We start from the raw sequence: 14,950 nt of genomic DNA, 5'->3' as shown, positions 1-14,950 counted from the left end.
CCCCGCCCGGGACGGCCGGCGCCGGTCAGGGCTCCCGGGCCGGGCCGCCGTTCCAGTGGCCCGTCAGGTCACGGTAGAGCGGCGAGCGTTCCAGCGCCTCCTCGTGCGTGCCGCACACCGCCTCCGTCCCGTCCAGCACCAGCACCCGGTCGGCGCGGACGGCCGACGACAAGCGGTGCGCCACCACCAGCAGCGTTCCCGGGCGCCGCGCGAGGGCCTCCTCCGCGCGCGCCTCGGACGCCGGATCGAGGTGGCAGGTGGCCTCGTCGAGCAGCAGCAGGGGCGCGGGGGACAGACAGGCGCGTGCGAGCGCGACGAGCTGCCGTTCGCCCGGGGACAGTCCGGCGGGCCGCACCGGTGCGTCGAGCCCGCCCAGGCGCTCGACCAGCGGCCGCAGACCGAAGGCCCCGACGGCGGCGTCGAGGTCCGCGCGGTCCGCGTCCGGACGCAGGTACGCGAGGTTGTCCCCCACGGTCCCGGAGAAGACGTACGCCTCCTGGGGCACCAGCACACGCAGCGCGGCGAGTTCGGCGGGGGTGCGCCCGGTCACCTCCCGGCCGGCCACCCGTACCTCGCCGCCGCTCGGCGCGAGCGTCCCCGCGACCAGGCGGGTGAGCGTCGACTTGCCGATGCCGCTCGGTCCGACGACGGCGAGGCGCTCGCCCGGGGCGACGCGCAGGTCGAGCGAGTCGAGGACCGGTTCGGCGCGGGCGCCGTAGGAGAGGGTCACGGACCGCAGCTCCACCGCCGCGGCCGGTCCGCCGCGCGCCGGACGTTCCCCGTGAGCCGGTGCCCGGGTGCCGGCGGTCGTCCGGGGGCGGGCGGTGACGGCTGTACCGGGAGTTGGGTACGCGGGCTTCGGTCGCGCGTGGTGCCCGGCCGCCGACGCCTTCGCCCCCGCCGGCTCCGGCTCCGGCTCCGGCTCCGGGCCGATGATCCGGTCGAGGACGACCAGCAGCCGGGCCCCCGCCGCGCCGAGCGCGGTCATCAGCGTGTGCAGGGCGGGCAGCAGCGACTGGACGAGATAGGTGAAGGCACCCAGCAGCGCGCCCGCCGTCACTCCTCGTCCGCGCAGCCACGGCACCGCCAGCAGCAGCGCGAGGACGGGCAGCTGGCCCGAGACGCCGAGCGCCGCCGTGCGCACCGCCGCCCAGCCTGCCAGGGCACGGGCCGCCGCGGCGGCCCCGTCGACCAGCTCCGCGCCGCGCCGCGCCGCCTCGGGCCCGGTTCCGCAGGCCGTCAGGTCCCGCAGCGCCGCCCGTGACCGGGCCGCGTGGTCGCCCAGCGCCTCGTCGGCCGCCAGGGCGCGTCGCTGAGCCGCCGCCATGGGCCGCAGCGTCACCAGGAACAGCGCCAGGCCGCCCGTCAGCGGCGGCAGCACCACCACGAGGAGGGCGGGGTGCAGCGACAGCAGCCCCAGCAGCGCTCCGGCGGCGGTGAAGACGAAGGAGCGCAGGGTCAGGACGAGACCGGCGAAGCTGTCCCGGGCGATCTCGACCTGATTCGTCAGCCGGGAGACGGCCGCCCGGTCCGTCCCGCCGGCCCCGCCCAGGACGGCCCGGGCCAGGGACCGGTCGACCGCGCGCCGCACCAGGCCGTCGCGCAGCGGCTCCGTCAACCCGGCGAGCTGGGTGAACACGCCCCGGATCACCGGAGCGCCGAACAGTACGGCGACCAGCGCGACCGCGAGCCACAGCAGCCCCCGGCGCACATCACCGGCGAGGAACCCTTGGTCGACGGCGCGGGCGACGCCGTACCCCACGAGGAACGCCTGCCCGGTCTCGACGAGCGACCAGAGCGCGAGCCGCACCGACACCCCCGTGCGACGGGCGAGGAAACGACGAGCGGACGGCGCGATGCGACGCAACGCCCCGGACCCGTCACCCACCCCCGCGACACGCGTCACCGCCGTGCCTCCTCGGGTTCGGACCGGCGCGTGGCGCCCGCGCCCGGTGCCGCGGCCCCGGTGTCCCCGGCGCCGAAGACCGCCCGGTAGCCGGGCTCGTGCCACAGTTCGTGATGGGGTGCGACGGCCCGCACTCCCCCGTCCTCCAGCCAGATCACCAGATCCGCCCGGGCCGCCACCGACGGGCGGTGTGCGACGACCAGCCTGGTTCCGGGCCGTACCGAGTGGCGCAGCGCCCGGTCCACCTCGTGCTCCGTGGCGGTGTCCAGGCTGGACGTCGCGTCGTCCATGATCAGCAGCCGTCCGGCGTGCGCGAACGCCCGGGCGAGCCCGAGGCGCTGGTGCTCGCCGCCCGAGAGCGGCGCCGTGGACAGCGGGGTGTCATAGCCGCTCGGCAGCCGGCGGACGAAGCCGTCGGCGCCCGCGGCACGGCAGGCTTCCCGGACCTGTTCGGGCGACACCTGCCGGGGGCCGGCCGCGACCGCTTCGGCGACCGTCCCCTCGGCCGGCGCCGGGCGCTCGAAGGCGTAGGCGACCTCGGTGCGCAGCGCCTCCCGGGTCAGCCGGTCGAGGCGGACACCGTCCAGCAGCACGTGTCCCTCGTCGGGGTCGATCAGCCGCCCCGCCACGGCGGCCAGGACGGACTTCCCCGCTCCGCTGCGGCCGACCACCGCGACGGTGGTGCCGCCCTCCACCCGCACACCGTCGACGCGCAGGACCTGCCTGCCGTCGCGCACCACCCGCACGCCGCGCAGTTCGAGATCGCCCGGTCCGGCCGGGGGGAGACGCCGCGTCCCGTGGTCCAGCGCGGGCATGCCCGCCAGCGCCAGGGTCCGGTTCTGGGCCTCGCGGCCCCGTACCACCGCGCCCAGCAGGGAGGCGGCGCCGCCGACACCGGCCGTCAGCTGCGCGTACCGGCACACGGCGAGCAGCTCGCCCACGCTCAGGGCGCCCGACGCGAGGCGCAGGCCGCCGACGGCCGTGGCGGCCAGGGTGAGCAGGGGGACCAGGACACCGCTGCGGCCCAGGGCCCGTCCGTGCAGCGCCCACATGCGCCGGCCCAGGGCGGCGAGCTCCTCCAACGGCGCCAGTACGCGGGCGCGTTCACGGGCGGCGGTCCCGGCGGCGGCGATCGTCGCCGCGCCCTCCAGGGCCTCCAGCAGCCGGGACGCGATCTGTGACTGCGTGTCCTGGTAGGCGGCCACCGAGGCACCGGTGTCGCGGGCGAAGGTCCGCAGCACCAGCGCCAGGGCGGGCAGCCCGGCCAGCACGCAGGCCGCCACCCACACGTCGACGACGGCCAGCGCCGCGAGCGCGCCCACCGGCGTGACCATCGAGGCCGCCAGCGCCGCCCGGGCCGCCGGGGCGCCGCCCGCGTCGGCGGCGTTGAGGGTCAGACGGGTCCCGACGTCCCCCGGCGTGAAGGGCCCCGCGCGCTCCGGTACGGCGCGCAGCAGACCGTCGAGGGCGCGGGAGCGGACGGAAGCCGTCCACACGGCGTTGCAGCGGCCGGTGAACAGGGAGGTGAGGCTGTCGAGCAGCAGTTCACCGAGGAGCAGTACGGCGCTCAGCGCCAGCCAGCGTCCCGCGGCGCCGTCGGCTCCGCCGTCGCGCAGGAGCAGGTCCAGTGTGCGGCCGAGGGCGAAGGGCTGGGCCACCGTCGCCGCGGCCGCTCCGACCGAGCACAGCAGTACCAGTGCTTCGGGCGTGCGCCCCGGCCCCGCGCCGCCGGCTCCGTCCCGTGCCCGGAACCCGGTCGTCAGCACCGGCCGATCTCCTTCCGTTTCCGTCCGTCCACCGGAACGGGCGACGGCGCCCCGGGCGGGAGCCCGGGGCGCCGGAGCCTGACGACATGCCTCACCGCGTCGCCGCGGCGGCCGACACCGGCGTCAGTTGCAGGTGGTGACGCTCAGGCTGCTGTCGCCGCAGAGCAGCAGGCTCGCGCGGCTGCCGGTCTCGACGTCCCCCATGGCCTCTTCCTTGGGGGTCTCCATCGACTGCAGGTCGAACAGGTTCATGACATCTTCCCTTCGTGGGACAACGGGTTGTCTTCTTTCCTCACGACCCCGGGAAGGGGCCGAGTCATGTGGCCGCCCCGCGTGCGCGGCGGCGGAAGGAACGGCAGCCCGGCGGGCGGGGCACCGTGGGCGGAGGCGACGGCCAGCAGGCATCCGGCCGTGCCCGTGGAGAGGTCCATGGACAGGCGCATCATCTGCTCACCGGGGAAGGCGAGCCGGTCGCGGTAGGCCATGGCGTGCCAGGACAGCGCGTCGAGCTGACGCCGGACGGCCCCGGGACCGGTGCCGGGCACCTCGGCCGTCGTGCGGGCGAGGTACAGCACCATCCCGGCCACACCCCGGTACAGGCCCGGCTGGGCGTAGAACATGGCCTGCGCCGCGGCCACGATCTCGCCTCTCGCCCGCTCGAACTCCTCGTCCTCCCGGTGCGCCAGGTAGTCGTCGAGCACCATGCCGATGCCCACGCTGCCCGCGCCCAGGTAGGGCATGGTGCGCCAGCCCTCGTCGACCTGCAGGGCGCCGCCCGCGCCGCGGACGCAGCGGGCGAGGTCCTGGCGCAGCGCGTCCCGCGCGAGGTCGAGCAGGGCGGGGTCCCGGTCGCGTTCGTACAGCCGCAGGAAGAGCAGGGCGCGTCCCGCCGCGCCGTACAGCAGCCCCGCACGCGCCCGGCCGGTACTCCCGTCCCCGGTCTTCCCGCTCCCGGCCGGCCCGCCCCGGGCGGTCAGCTCGGCGCAGCGCCGGGCCGCCGCGCGCAGGGCGGTCTCCCCGGTGGCCGCGGCCAGCGAGTCCAGGGCCAGGCCCAGTCCGGCGGTGCCGCTGTGCAGGTCCGGGGCCAGGTGGTCGAAGGGCTGGTCGAGGAGCAGTTCGGCGAGGTCGAGGGCGCGATCGCGGTGGCCGAGGTACTCCAGCGTCCAGGCGAGGCCGGCGAGTCCGTCGTGGAAACCGAGCGGCGTGCCCGACGGCGGTTGCTTGGTCCGCTCCAGCAGCCACTGCTCCCCGTCCTCGTCCCTTCCCGCCCCGCTCTCGGCCAGGGCGTACAGCACTCCCGCCGCGCCGTGGCCGAAGGCCAGTCCGCCGCCGGCCGTGGCGAACTGCGCGATGTCGCCGGGGAAGAGGCGGTCGGTACGGGACGGTGTCGCCGACGCGCGGATGGCCGCGGCCATCGAGTCCCGGCTGCGGGGCCAGTCGTCCGGCCGGACCGGCACCACCGGCCCGTCCGTCCGCCGCGCCGCCGGGGCGCCGGTGGAGGCGGGGGCGCCGCCGGTGATCTCGTCGACCGCCGCGTCCAGGAAGGCCCGGTCCACCGGGAACCGACCGGCCACCACATCGGCGAGGTGAACCGCCTTGCGCCGGTCCAGCGCCAGCAGGCTGGTGAGCGGGAGGAACAGCGCGAGCCGCAGACAGGCCAGCGCGTACCGGTCCACCGCGACACCCCGCCGGTCGGACGGCGCCACGAACCCCGGGTTGGCGACGGTCTGCCGGCCGGGCTCGCCGACCTGGTGCGCCGCCTCGAAGTCCAGCAGGGCGACACTGTCGTCCTCGCGGATCATGATGTTGAACAGGTGCAGGTCGTTGAAGACCACGCCCCGGGCGTGGACGTCCTCGACGGCACGTTCCACCCGCGCGTGGACGTCGAGGGCCCAGGCCGTGTACTCGGCCAGCCGCTCCTCACCGGGGTCGGCCTCGATGAGCGGGTGACGGCGGGCGAAGAACGTGTTGAGCGGCTTGCCGTCGATGTGCTCCAGCACCAGGAAGTGGTGCTCCCCGACCGTCAGGTGATCGAGCACCTCGGGTGTGCAGCCGAGACCGGACAGCCGCTCCAGCGCCCGGCGTTCGCGGTGCAGCCGGGTCACCGCGTCCGCGCCGTCGGCCGCCAGGCCGGCGTGCGGCCGGGCCTCCTTGAGGACGACCCGCTCCCCGGTGCGGGAGTCGCGGGCGAGGTAGACACCGCCGCCGTTGGAGAAGTGCAGCGCCGACTCGACGGTGTAGGGCAGGCCGCCCACGGTCAGCGCGTCCCGGGCCGCCAGGTGCGGGCGCAGGAAGGCGGGCGGCTCCACCCAGTCCGGCACGCGGAAGACGGGGCCGCGCAGGTCGGGCACCAGCACTCCGTCGGGACCGGTCACGGCCGGCCGCAACTCCCCTTGCGCGTCGTAGCATTCGCGCCGGGTGAAGCCGCCGTACCGGACGTGCACGGGTCCTTCGCCGAGCCGCAGGTCGCTCAGGATGTACGGTCCGGGTTCGCCCGCCAGCAGCTCCGACAGCTCGCCCGCGAGCCGTTCGAACCGCGCCTCGTCCGCCGGGTACACGGTGATGAACTTGCCGCTGCCCGCCCGGTCCGCGTACTTGGCGTTGCGCTGGTGCAGCAGATAGCGGCTGGGGACGAACTTGAAGGCCGTGCCGCCGTCGACACAGTGCCGCCACACGCGTTCGAGCACGGACTCGGCGTTGTCGAGACAGGCGGAGACGTGGATCTTCCAGCCCTGGTCGGGCAGTTCGGCGTCGGCCGGACGCAGGGCGAGCCAGTCCCCGCTCTCGTTGCGCTGCCATCCCTGCGGGACGGGCCACGAGGCCGCGGCGTACCGGGAGCGTCCGTCGCCGGCCGGGGAGACGGTGCGGTGCGGAGCGTCGTAGAAGTACGGGTCCGCGTCGCAGTACACGGCATAGCCCTTGTTCACGCCGTCTCCCTCCCATCGGTCGCTGACGGACATGACGCTGTCACGGGGCGCACCGTCCCGCACAGTCACCGCTGTCATCACTCCGGCGTGCGGAACGCACGGGTAACTTCGCGGGAGGTTCCGTCCGGCGGAAGTCCCGTTGCCGGGGCGGAGGCGGCGTCGTCATGGTGGTGGCGACACGACGTCGAGGGATGACGGGAGCCGCAACGATGCCGCACATCACCGCCTTCGCCAGGAACCAGTGGTACGTCGCCGCCTACAGTCACGAGGTGGGCCGGGAGTTGCTCGGACGCACGGTGCTCGGGGAGCCTCTCGTGCTCTACCGGACCGAGGGCGACGGAACACCGGTCGTGCTCAACGACCGGTGCGTGCACCGCCGTTACCCGCTCTCCGAGGCGCCGACGCGACTCGACGGCGACCGGATCGTGTGCGGGTACCACGGGTTCACCTACGACACCACGGGCACGTGCGTGTACGTGCCGGGGCAGAAGCGGGTGCCGCGCACCGCGCGCGTCGCCTCCTACCCCGTCGTCGAGCAGGACTCGCTGGTCTGGGTGTGGATCGGTGACCCGGCGCTCGCCGACGCGGGGAGCGTTCCGCGGGCCCGGCACCTGGACTCCCCCGGCTGGGTGACCGTGCGGGGCATGGAGCCCATCGACTGCGACCACGGGCTGCTCGTCGACAACCTCCTCGACCTCTCCCACGAGACCTATCTGCACGGCGGCTACATCGGCACCCCCGAGGTCGCCGAGACGCCGATCACCACCGAGGTCGACGAGGGCGCCGGGATCGTACGGGTGAGCCGGCACATGGACGACGCGGCGTGCCCGCCGTTCTACGCCCGGTCGACCGGGATCGACGGCCGGATCACCCGCTGGCAGGACATCGAGTACCACGCGCCGTGCCTGTATCTGCTGCACAGCAGGATCGCCCCGGTGGGTGTGCTGCCCGAGGCGGACGGCAGCGACCCGGGCGGCTTCCACACCGAGATCACGTACGCCATCACGCCGTCCGCCGACGGCAAGGTGTACGACTTCTGGGCGGTCTCGCGGGACTGGGCCACCGACGACGCCGAGGTGAGCGAGTTCCTGCGGAGCAACAACCACACGGTCGTCATGCAGGACGTCGACGCGCTCAACCTGCTCCAGCGTTCCCTCGGCACCGAACGCGCCGGCTACCAGGAGCTGAGCATCAACATCGACACCGGTGGTCTGGCCGCCCGCCGCATCCTCGCCCGGCTGGTGGAGGAGGGCGACAAGCCCGTGGAGAGGGTCCGATGAGCGAGCGCACCGGCGAGGTCTACCGCGTCGACTGGCTGCCGGGCACCGATCTGCTGCACGGCACCTGCCACTGCGGGCGTGAGCACACCGCTCAGGACCCGGTCGAGATGTGGGAGTGGATGCTCGCCCATCCGCGGGGGCACGAGCCACGAGGAGCCGGTGCATGACCTCGTACGACGGCATCGAACTCGTCGTGGAGCGGCGGGAGTCGGCGGCCGTGGACGTTCTCGTCCTCACCTTGCGGCATCCGTCGGGCGCGGAGCTGCCCGCCTGGGAGCCGGGCGCGCACATCGACCTGGTGCTCGGACCGGGTCTGGAGCGGCAGTACTCGCTGTGCGGGGACCCGGCCGACCGGGACCGCTGGCGGATCGCCGTCCTGCGCGAGCGGGACGGGCGCGGTGGCTCCGCGCATGTGCACGAGCGGGTACGGCCGGGCGACGAGGTACGGGCGCGCGGACCCCGCAACCACTTCCGGCTGGAGCCCGCCGGAGGTTACCGCTTCGTCGCGGGCGGCATCGGCATCACCCCTATCCTGCCGATGCTGGCCGCGGCCGAGGCGGCGGGCGCCGACTGGACGCTGCTGTACGGCGGGCGCACCCGCGCCTCCATGGCGTTCACCGGGGAGCTGGCCCGGTACGGGGAGCGGGTCACGCTCGCCCCCGAGGACGAGACCGGGCTGCCGGCCCTCGCCCCGGTGCTGGCCGGGCTCCCGGAGGACACCCTCGTCTACTGCTGCGGTCCCGGTCCGCTGCTCGACGCGGTCGAGGAGCGGTGCCCGGCCGGGGTGCTGCGCGTGGAGCGGTTCCGTCCCACGACACAACACAGCGTGACCGACCGCGAGTTCGAGGTCGTACTGGCCCGCAGTGGCCGGACGCTCACCGTCCCGCCGGACGTCTCCGTCCTGGACACGGTGCGCGGAGCGGGCGTCGAGGTGCTCTACTCCTGCGCGGAGGGCACCTGCGGCACCTGTGAGACCGACGTGCTGGAGGGCGAGCCGGACCACCGTGACTCGGTGCTCACCGAGGAGGAACGGGCGGCCGGGGAGACCATGCTCATCTGTGTGTCCCGGTGTCGCGGCCGGCGGCTCGTGCTGGACCTGTGATCCTCAGGTCGGCGTCGATCCGGGCGACCGTCGCCAGCAGGTGGGGCAGCAGGTCCCGGCGTACGGACTCCACGGAGTTGCGGCCGGCGTGCACCGCGATGTTCACGCCGGCCACCACCTCGCCGTCCCGGTCCCGCACCGGCGCGGCGACCGACCTGAGTCCCTCCTCCAGTTCCTGGTCGACGAGCGCGTGACCCTGGCGGCGCACCCGGCGCAGTTCGGCGCGCAGGGCGTCCGCCGAGACGAGGGTGCGGGAGGTGTGCGGGCGCAGGTCGGCGCGGGCCAGCCGGGCGTCGATCTCGGCGTCCGGCAGACCGGCGAGGATCACCCGGCCCACGGAGGTCAGATGGGCGGGGAAGCGGGTGCCGACCGTGATCGACGCCGTCATGATGCGGCTGGTGGGGACGCGGGCGACGTACACCACGTCGTCGCCGTCCAGCACGCACAGCGAGGACGACTCCCGCACCTGCGCGACGAGCCGCTCCAGATGCGGCTCGGCGATCTGCGGCAGCGTGAACCCGGCGAGGTAGGAGTAGCCGAGCTCCAGCACCCGCGGGGTGAGGCGGAAGCGCCGGCCGTCGGTGTGGACGTAGCCGAGGTCGGCCAGCGTGAGCAGGAAGCGGCGGGCCGCCGCGCGGGTCAGTTCGCAGGCGCGGGCGACCTCGCTCAGGGTCAGCGCCGGGTGCTCGGCGTCGAAGGCCCGGATGACGGCGAGGCCCCGCTCGAAGGACCGGACGAAGTGCGGTCCGCGGACGTCAACGGTCATCGTGGCCTCCGGGAAGACGTACGAACGTACGCGTCGCGCACGCTATGAGTGCGCGCCACGGCTGTCAACGATGCGTCCGCACCGGAGCGGTTGTCCACGATGCGATCGTTGACGATTGGACGGTGTACGGGGATTGACCGTGTCTCGGCGCGGGCCCTACGTTCCCGATCGGCACGTTCGTTCTCTCTGCGCACAGCCTGTCGGAGTATCCGGTCCGGTCCCACCGCGGGAGTCACAGTCATGCGTCGTCGTCTGCTCATCGGCCTCACGGCCGCATCCGTCCTGACCGCCGCGACGGCCTGCGGCTCGTCCGACTCCGGCGGGTCGGACGAGGCCGGCTCGTCCGGCGGCACCACCACCGTGACGGTGGGTCTCATCCCCATCGTCGACGTGGCGCCCCTGTACCTGGGCCAGAAGAAGGGCTTCTTCAGCGAGCGCGGACTGAAGCTCGACTTCTCCAGTGCGCAGGGCGGCGCCGCCATCGTGCCCGGCGTGGCCAGCGGCCAGTTCGAGTTCGGGTTCTCCAACATGACCTCGCTGATGATCGCCCGGTCCAACGACGTGCCGGTGAAGGCGGTGGCGAACGGCATCGCCTCGACCGGTGAGGTGGGCAACGACTTCGAGGCGCTCACCGTCAAGGGCGACAGCCCCATCAAGTCGGCGAAGGACCTGGAGGGCAAGAAGGTCGCCATCAACACCCTGAAGAACATCAACGAGACAGCGGTGCGCGCCTCGGTGCGCAAGGCGGGCGGCGATCCCGACAAGGTGGAGCTGGTCGAGCTGGCCTTCGACCAGATGCCGGCCGCGCTCGACGGCGGGCGGATCGACGCGGCGATGGTGGTGGAACCGGCGCTGGCCACCATCAAGAGCCAGGGCGGCCGCGAGATCGCCTCCCCCATGATCGACATCGCTCCGAAGCTGACCGTCGCCATGTACTTCACCTCCACCGAGTACGCGCGGGAGAACCCGGAGGTGGTGAAGAAGTTCCAGGAGGCCACCGCCGAGTCCCTGGCCTACGCCGACTCCCACCCCGACGAGGTGCGCGAGATCGTCACCACGTACACGAAGATCCCCGCGGACGTGCTGGCGAAGGTGACCCTGCCGAAGTGGCCGGCCGAGCCCAACCGCGCCGCCATCGAACGGCTGGCGGAACTGGGGGCGCAGGACGGCTTGTTCGAGCAGGCACCGGACCTGGACGAGCTGCTGCCGTGAGGGGTGCGAACGCCGCTCTCGGCGCGGTCGGGCTCGCGGCCTTCCTCCTCCTCGCGGAGGCGGTGCCGCGGCTCGGGCTGGTCGAGGAGGACTACTTCCCGCCGGCCGGCCGGATCGCCGACGCGCTCGGCACGGAGCTCGCGGACGGCGCCTTCTGGACCGCGCTCGGCGACACCCTCACCGGCTGGGCGCTGGGCCTGGCGATCGCGGTCGGCGCGGGGATCGTCGCCGGGGTGGTCCTGTCGGTGGTGCCGTATCTGCGCGAGGCGACGGCGTCCACGATCGAGTTCCTGCGCCCCATCCCGTCGGTCGCGCTGATCCCGCTGGCGGTGCTGCTGTACGGCACCGAACTGGAATCGGTGCTGATCCTGGTCGTGTACGCCTCCTTCTGGCAGGTGCTGATCCAGGTCCTGTACGGCGTCCAGGACGTCGACCCGGTCGCCGAGGAGACGGCACGGTCGTACGGGCTCGGCCCCTGGGCGCGGATCCGGCACGTACTGTGGCCGACCGCGCTGCCGTATGTGATGACCGGGGTGCGGCTGGCGGCGGCGGTCGCGCTGATCCTCACCATCACCGCCGAACTCGTCATCGGCGCACCGGGGCTGGGCGCCCGGATCGCCGTGGCGCAGACCTCGCAGGCGGTGCCCGAGATGTACGCGCTGATCGTCGTCGCCGGACTGCTCGGACTGCTGGTCAACGTCGGGGCCCGGTCGGTGGAGCGGCGGGCGCTGGCCTGGCACCAGTCGGTGCGCGGGGAGGTGGCGGTGTGAGGCGGCTGCTGCTGCGCCTGGTGTCCGCGCTCGCGCTGCCCGTGGTGCTGGTGGCGGTGTGGTGGGTGTCCTCGTCCGGCAGCGAGGACGTGTACTGGCCGCCGCTGCGCACGATCCTGGAGACCTTCCCGGACGTGTGGACCGGTGCGCGGTGGCGCGGTGACGTGCTGCCCAGCGTGCTGCGGCTCACGGCGGGTTACACCCTCGCCGCCGTCGTCGGTGTCGCGCTCGGCACGCTGATCGGCTCGTACCGGAGGGTGCGCGCGGTGTGCGAGCCGGTGCTGGAGTTCCTGCGGGCCGTGCCGCCGCCGGTGCTGGTGCCGGTGATCATGCTGTTCGCGGGCATCGGCGACACCATGAAGATCGTCGTCATCGCCAGCGGCTGCGTCTGGCCGGTGCTGCTCAACACGGTCGAGGGCGTGCGGGCGGTCGACGCGGTGATGACCGAGACGGCCCGCTCCTACGGCGTCACGGGCGCCGCGCGCCTGAAGGACGTGGTGCTGCCGTCGGCGAGCCCGCAGATCTTCGCGGGGCTGCGGCAGGCGCTGTCGATCGGCATCATCCTGATGGTGATCAGCGAGATGTTCGCCGCCAGCAACGGTCTCGGCTTCACCATCGTGCAGTTCCAGCGCTCCTTCGCGATCCCCGGCATGTGGACCGGCATCCTGCTGCTCGGTCTGCTCGGCTTCGTCCTCTCGGTCCTCTTCCAGCTGGTCGAGCGGCGGGCGCTCGGCTGGTACCACGGCCTGCGCGCCGCCGTCCGGCGGCCCAGGTGACACTCGTGAAAGGGCGGTCCATGCTCGACGTACGCGGTCTGCGGAAGGTGTACGAGGGGTCGGGGCGGCACGTCGAGGCGGTGCGCGACCTGACCTTCACCGTGACGGCCGGTGAACTGGTCTGTCTGGTCGGCCCGTCGGGCTGCGGCAAGACGACGCTGCTGAAGTGCGTGGGCGGACTGCTCGAACCGACGGCCGGTGAGGTGTTGCTGGCCGGACGGAAGGTGGACGGTCCGCCACCCGGCATGGCGTTCGTGTTCCAGGAGTACGGGCGCAGCCTGTTCCCGTGGATGCGGGTCGGCCAGAACGTCGAACTCCCGTTGAAACAGAAGGACCTGGGCAAGGCGCGGCGCCGCGGACTGGTCGCGGACGCCCTCGCCTCGGTGGGCCTCGCGGACGCGGCCGGGGCGTACCCGTGGCAGCTCTCCGGCGGAATGCAGCAGCGGGTGGCGATCGCGCGGGCGCTGGCGTACGAGCCCGAGGTGCTGCTGATGGACGAGCCGTTCGCGGCGGTGGACGCGCAGACCCGTGCCGATCTGGAGGACCTGGTACGGCGGTTGTGGCGGGAGCGCGGGATCACGGTCCTGTTCGTCACCCATGACATCGACGAGGCGGTGTACCTCGGCGAGCGGGTGCTCGTGCTGTCCGCCTCCCCCACCGTCGTCCAGGAGCAGCTGAAGGTCGATCTGCCCGCCGAGCGGGACCAGTTGAGCACCCGCGTGGCCCCGCGCTTCGCCGAGCTGCGGACCCACGTGTACGAGCGGATCCAGGCGGCGAAGCGCGGAGTGGCCACGGCCAGGACGGATACGCCTCCGCTTCGCTGAACAGCGCGGTGCGATCCCGGAGCGGGCCTCAGGCGCGCAGCCAGACCGCGGTGTCCTTCGGCAGTCGTCCGTCGGGGTCCAGGGGACCGCTGGCGAGGAGCGGCGCGGTGTGGGCCGGGAGGGCGGCGGGCGTGTCCGCGAGGTTCACCACGCAGAGGGTGCCGCCGTCCGCGCGGGTGAAGGCGAGCACGCCGTCGGCGGTGGGGAGCCAGGTGAGCGGGCCGTCGCCGAAGGCCGGGCGCAGGCGGATCGCCTCCCGGTAGAGGGCGAGCATCGAGCCGGGGTCCCGCGCCTGCCGGTCGGCCGCGTACGACGCCCAGCCGGCGGGCTGCGGCAGCCACGGTTCGCCGCCGAACCCGGCGTGCGGCGCGTCGGCCGTCCACGGCAGTGGCACCCTGCACCCGTCGCGGCCGGGGTCGGTGCCCCCGGAGCGGGCGTGCATGGGGTCCTCGATGCGGTCGAGCGGGATGTCGGCCTCGGGCAGGCCGAGTTCCTCGCCCTGGTAGACGTAGACCGCGCCGGGCAGGGCCAGGGAGAGCAGGGCGGCGGCGCGGGCCCGGCGGGTGCCGAGGGCGAGGTCGGTCGGGGTGCCGAAGGCCTTGGTGGCGAAGTCGAAGCCGGTGTCGGCGCGGCCGTAGCGGGTGACCGTGCGGGTGACGTCGTGGTTGCACAGCACCCAGGTGGCGGGGGCGCCGATCGGCGCGTGTTCGGCGAGGGTGTCCTCGATGGAGGTGCGCAGTCGTGCCGCGTCCCAGGGGCAGGTCATGAAGGAGAAGTTGAACGCGGTGTGCAGTTCGTCGGGACGGAGGTAGCGGGCGAAGCGCTCGGTGTCGGGGAGCCAGACCTCGCCGACGAAGACGCCGCCGTACTCGTCGGCGACGGCCCGCCAGCCCCGGTAGACGTCGTGGAGTTCGTCGCGGTCGACGTAGGGGTGCGGGTCGCGGTCCTCGACGAAGTCGGGCAGCCGGGGGTCCTTCACCAGCAGTGCGGCCGAGTCGATGCGCACGCCGGCCACGCCCCGCTCGAACCAGAAGCGCAGGATGTCCTCGTGCTCCTGGCGGACGGCGGGATGGGCCCAGTTGAGGTCGGGCTGCTCGGGGGCGAACAGGTGGAGGTACCAGTCGCCGTCCGGCAGCCTGCTCCAGGCGGGGCCGCCGAACTCCGACCGCCAGTCGTTCGGCGGGAGTTCACCGTGCTCACCACGGCCGGGGCGGAAGTGGAACAGTTCCCGTTCGGGGCCGCCGGCGAGCGCGGCCCGGAACCAGGGGTGCTGGTCGGAGACATGGTTCGGCACGATGTCGACGATCGTGCGGATGTCCAGTTCCCGGGCCTCGGCGATGAGTTTCTCCGCCTCGGCGAGGGTGCCGAAGGCCGGGTCGATCGTCCGGTAGTCGGCGACGTCGTAGCCGCCGTCCTTCATCGGGGACAGGTACCAGGGGTTGAACCACAGGGCGTCCACGCCGAGTTCGGCGAGGTACGGCAGCCTGGCGCGGACACCCGCGAGGTCGCCGGTGCCGTCGCCGTCGCCGTCGGCGAAGCTGCGGACGTACACCTGGTAGATGACGGCGGAGCGCCACCAGTCGTCGTTCAGGGCAGGGGTGGGCTGTCCCACGGTGCGTGC

At 73.7% G+C, this 14,950-nt stretch carries 13 protein-coding genes; 7 read left to right on the top strand and 6 right to left on the bottom strand.

The annotated features are described in order from the left end of the window. Positions 1-25: 25 nt before the first annotated feature. The 4 genes from ACZ62B_RS33335 to lanKC all read right to left on the bottom strand — a co-directional run bounded on the left by ACZ62B_RS33335 (position 26) and on the right by lanKC (position 6,599). Positions 26-1,906: an ATP-binding cassette domain-containing protein gene (locus ACZ62B_RS33335; RefSeq protein ID WP_469693193.1), complete on the bottom strand. Its 1,881-nt coding sequence runs from the start codon at positions 1,904-1,906 to the stop codon at positions 26-28. Further along, positions 1,903-3,672: an ABC transporter ATP-binding protein gene (locus ACZ62B_RS33330; RefSeq protein WP_344558727.1), complete on the bottom strand. Its 1,770-nt coding sequence runs from the start codon at positions 3,670-3,672 to the stop codon at positions 1,903-1,905. The genes ACZ62B_RS33335 and ACZ62B_RS33330 overlap by 4 nt, the downstream gene beginning before the upstream one ends. Positions 3,673-3,795: 123 nt before the next feature. Then, positions 3,796-3,924 carry a mycelium formation morphogenetic lantipeptide SapB gene (gene ramS, locus ACZ62B_RS33325; RefSeq protein WP_006130296.1) on the bottom strand — a complete coding sequence of 43 codons (129 nt, stop codon included), beginning with the start codon at positions 3,922-3,924 and terminating at the stop codon, positions 3,796-3,798. Continuing rightward, positions 3,921-6,599, bottom strand: coding sequence for a class III lanthionine synthetase LanKC (gene lanKC / locus ACZ62B_RS33320; protein WP_344558724.1), 2,679 nt, complete (start codon positions 6,597-6,599; stop codon positions 3,921-3,923). Before lanKC ends, ramS begins: the two co-directional genes overlap by 4 nt. Before the next feature lie 209 nt (positions 6,600-6,808). On the opposite strand from lanKC, the gene ACZ62B_RS33315 reads away from it, so the two are divergent. Genes ACZ62B_RS33315 through ACZ62B_RS33305 form a run of 3 tightly spaced genes read left to right on the top strand, consistent with a single transcriptional unit; the run spans position 6,809 to position 8,981 of the window. Continuing rightward, positions 6,809-7,879 (top strand): Rieske 2Fe-2S domain-containing protein, encoded by a 1,071-nt coding sequence (locus ACZ62B_RS33315; RefSeq protein ID WP_468877347.1) that lies wholly within the window; start codon positions 6,809-6,811, stop codon positions 7,877-7,879. Beyond that, positions 7,876-8,046, top strand: a complete 171-nt coding sequence (locus tag ACZ62B_RS33310) for a hypothetical protein (protein ID WP_184826593.1) — start codon at positions 7,876-7,878, stop codon at positions 8,044-8,046. The genes ACZ62B_RS33315 and ACZ62B_RS33310 overlap by 4 nt, the downstream gene beginning before the upstream one ends. Beyond that, positions 8,043-8,981 carry a PDR/VanB family oxidoreductase gene (locus ACZ62B_RS33305; protein WP_344558712.1) on the top strand — a complete coding sequence of 313 codons (939 nt, stop codon included), beginning with the start codon at positions 8,043-8,045 and terminating at the stop codon, positions 8,979-8,981. Before ACZ62B_RS33310 ends, ACZ62B_RS33305 begins: the two co-directional genes overlap by 4 nt. On the opposite strand, the gene ACZ62B_RS33300 is transcribed toward ACZ62B_RS33305, so the two are convergent. Further along, positions 8,932-9,747: an IclR family transcriptional regulator domain-containing protein gene (locus ACZ62B_RS33300; protein WP_344558710.1), complete on the bottom strand. Its 816-nt coding sequence runs from the start codon at positions 9,745-9,747 to the stop codon at positions 8,932-8,934. The genes ACZ62B_RS33305 and ACZ62B_RS33300 overlap by 50 nt on opposite strands. 240 nt (positions 9,748-9,987) lie before the next feature. Here ACZ62B_RS33300 and ACZ62B_RS33295 point away from each other — a divergent pair, with 240 nt between their 5' ends. From ACZ62B_RS33295 to ACZ62B_RS33280, 4 genes are read left to right on the top strand one after another with little or no spacing between them, the layout of a single operon-like run. After that, the gene (locus ACZ62B_RS33295; RefSeq protein WP_469693190.1) at positions 9,988-10,959 is read left to right on the top strand and encodes an ABC transporter substrate-binding protein; all 972 of its coding nucleotides are present in this window, start codon (positions 9,988-9,990) and stop codon (positions 10,957-10,959) included. Continuing rightward, a complete protein-coding gene (locus tag ACZ62B_RS33290) occupies positions 10,956-11,729 on the top strand; it encodes an ABC transporter permease (protein WP_344558706.1) in 774 nt (257 codons plus the stop codon). Before ACZ62B_RS33295 ends, ACZ62B_RS33290 begins: the two co-directional genes overlap by 4 nt. Continuing rightward, positions 11,726-12,505, top strand: a complete 780-nt coding sequence (locus ACZ62B_RS33285) for an ABC transporter permease (RefSeq protein ID WP_469693188.1) — start codon at positions 11,726-11,728, stop codon at positions 12,503-12,505. The genes ACZ62B_RS33290 and ACZ62B_RS33285 overlap by 4 nt, the downstream gene beginning before the upstream one ends. A 20-nt stretch (positions 12,506-12,525) precedes the next feature. Further along, positions 12,526-13,329, top strand: coding sequence for an ABC transporter ATP-binding protein (locus tag ACZ62B_RS33280; protein WP_469693186.1), 804 nt, complete (start codon positions 12,526-12,528; stop codon positions 13,327-13,329). 28 nt (positions 13,330-13,357) lie between these two features. Here ACZ62B_RS33280 and ACZ62B_RS33275 read toward each other — a convergent pair whose 3' ends face one another. After that, on the bottom strand, positions 13,358-14,941 hold the full coding sequence (locus tag ACZ62B_RS33275) for a glycoside hydrolase family 13 protein (protein ID WP_469693184.1): 1,584 nt from the start codon (positions 14,939-14,941) through the stop codon (positions 13,358-13,360). Positions 14,942-14,950 lie beyond the last annotated feature (9 nt).

The organism is Streptomyces sp. NPDC053426 (genome assembly GCF_055585405.1).
The sequence above is the reverse complement of the archived record's forward strand: the minus strand, read 5'-3'. Positions and strand labels throughout refer to the sequence as shown.

Excerpts from the sequence above, each read along its gene's own strand:
- ACZ62B_RS33315 (WP_468877347.1), top strand. The coding sequence starts at position 6,809 with ATGCCGCACATCACCGCCTTCGCCAGGAACCAGTGGTACGTCGCCGCC.
- ACZ62B_RS33280 (WP_469693186.1), top strand. The coding sequence starts at position 12,526 with ATGCTCGACGTACGCGGTCTGCGGAAGGTGTACGAGGGGTCGGGGCGG.
- ACZ62B_RS33295 (WP_469693190.1), top strand. The coding sequence starts at position 9,988 with ATGCGTCGTCGTCTGCTCATCGGCCTCACGGCCGCATCCGTCCTGACC.
- ramS (WP_006130296.1), bottom strand. The coding sequence starts at position 3,924 with ATGAACCTGTTCGACCTGCAGTCGATGGAGACCCCCAAGGAAGAGGCC.
- ACZ62B_RS33305 (WP_344558712.1), top strand. The coding sequence starts at position 8,043 with ATGACCTCGTACGACGGCATCGAACTCGTCGTGGAGCGGCGGGAGTCG.
- ACZ62B_RS33300 (WP_344558710.1), bottom strand. The coding sequence starts at position 9,747 with ATGACCGTTGACGTCCGCGGACCGCACTTCGTCCGGTCCTTCGAGCGG.
- ACZ62B_RS33310 (WP_184826593.1), top strand. The coding sequence starts at position 7,876 with ATGAGCGAGCGCACCGGCGAGGTCTACCGCGTCGACTGGCTGCCGGGC.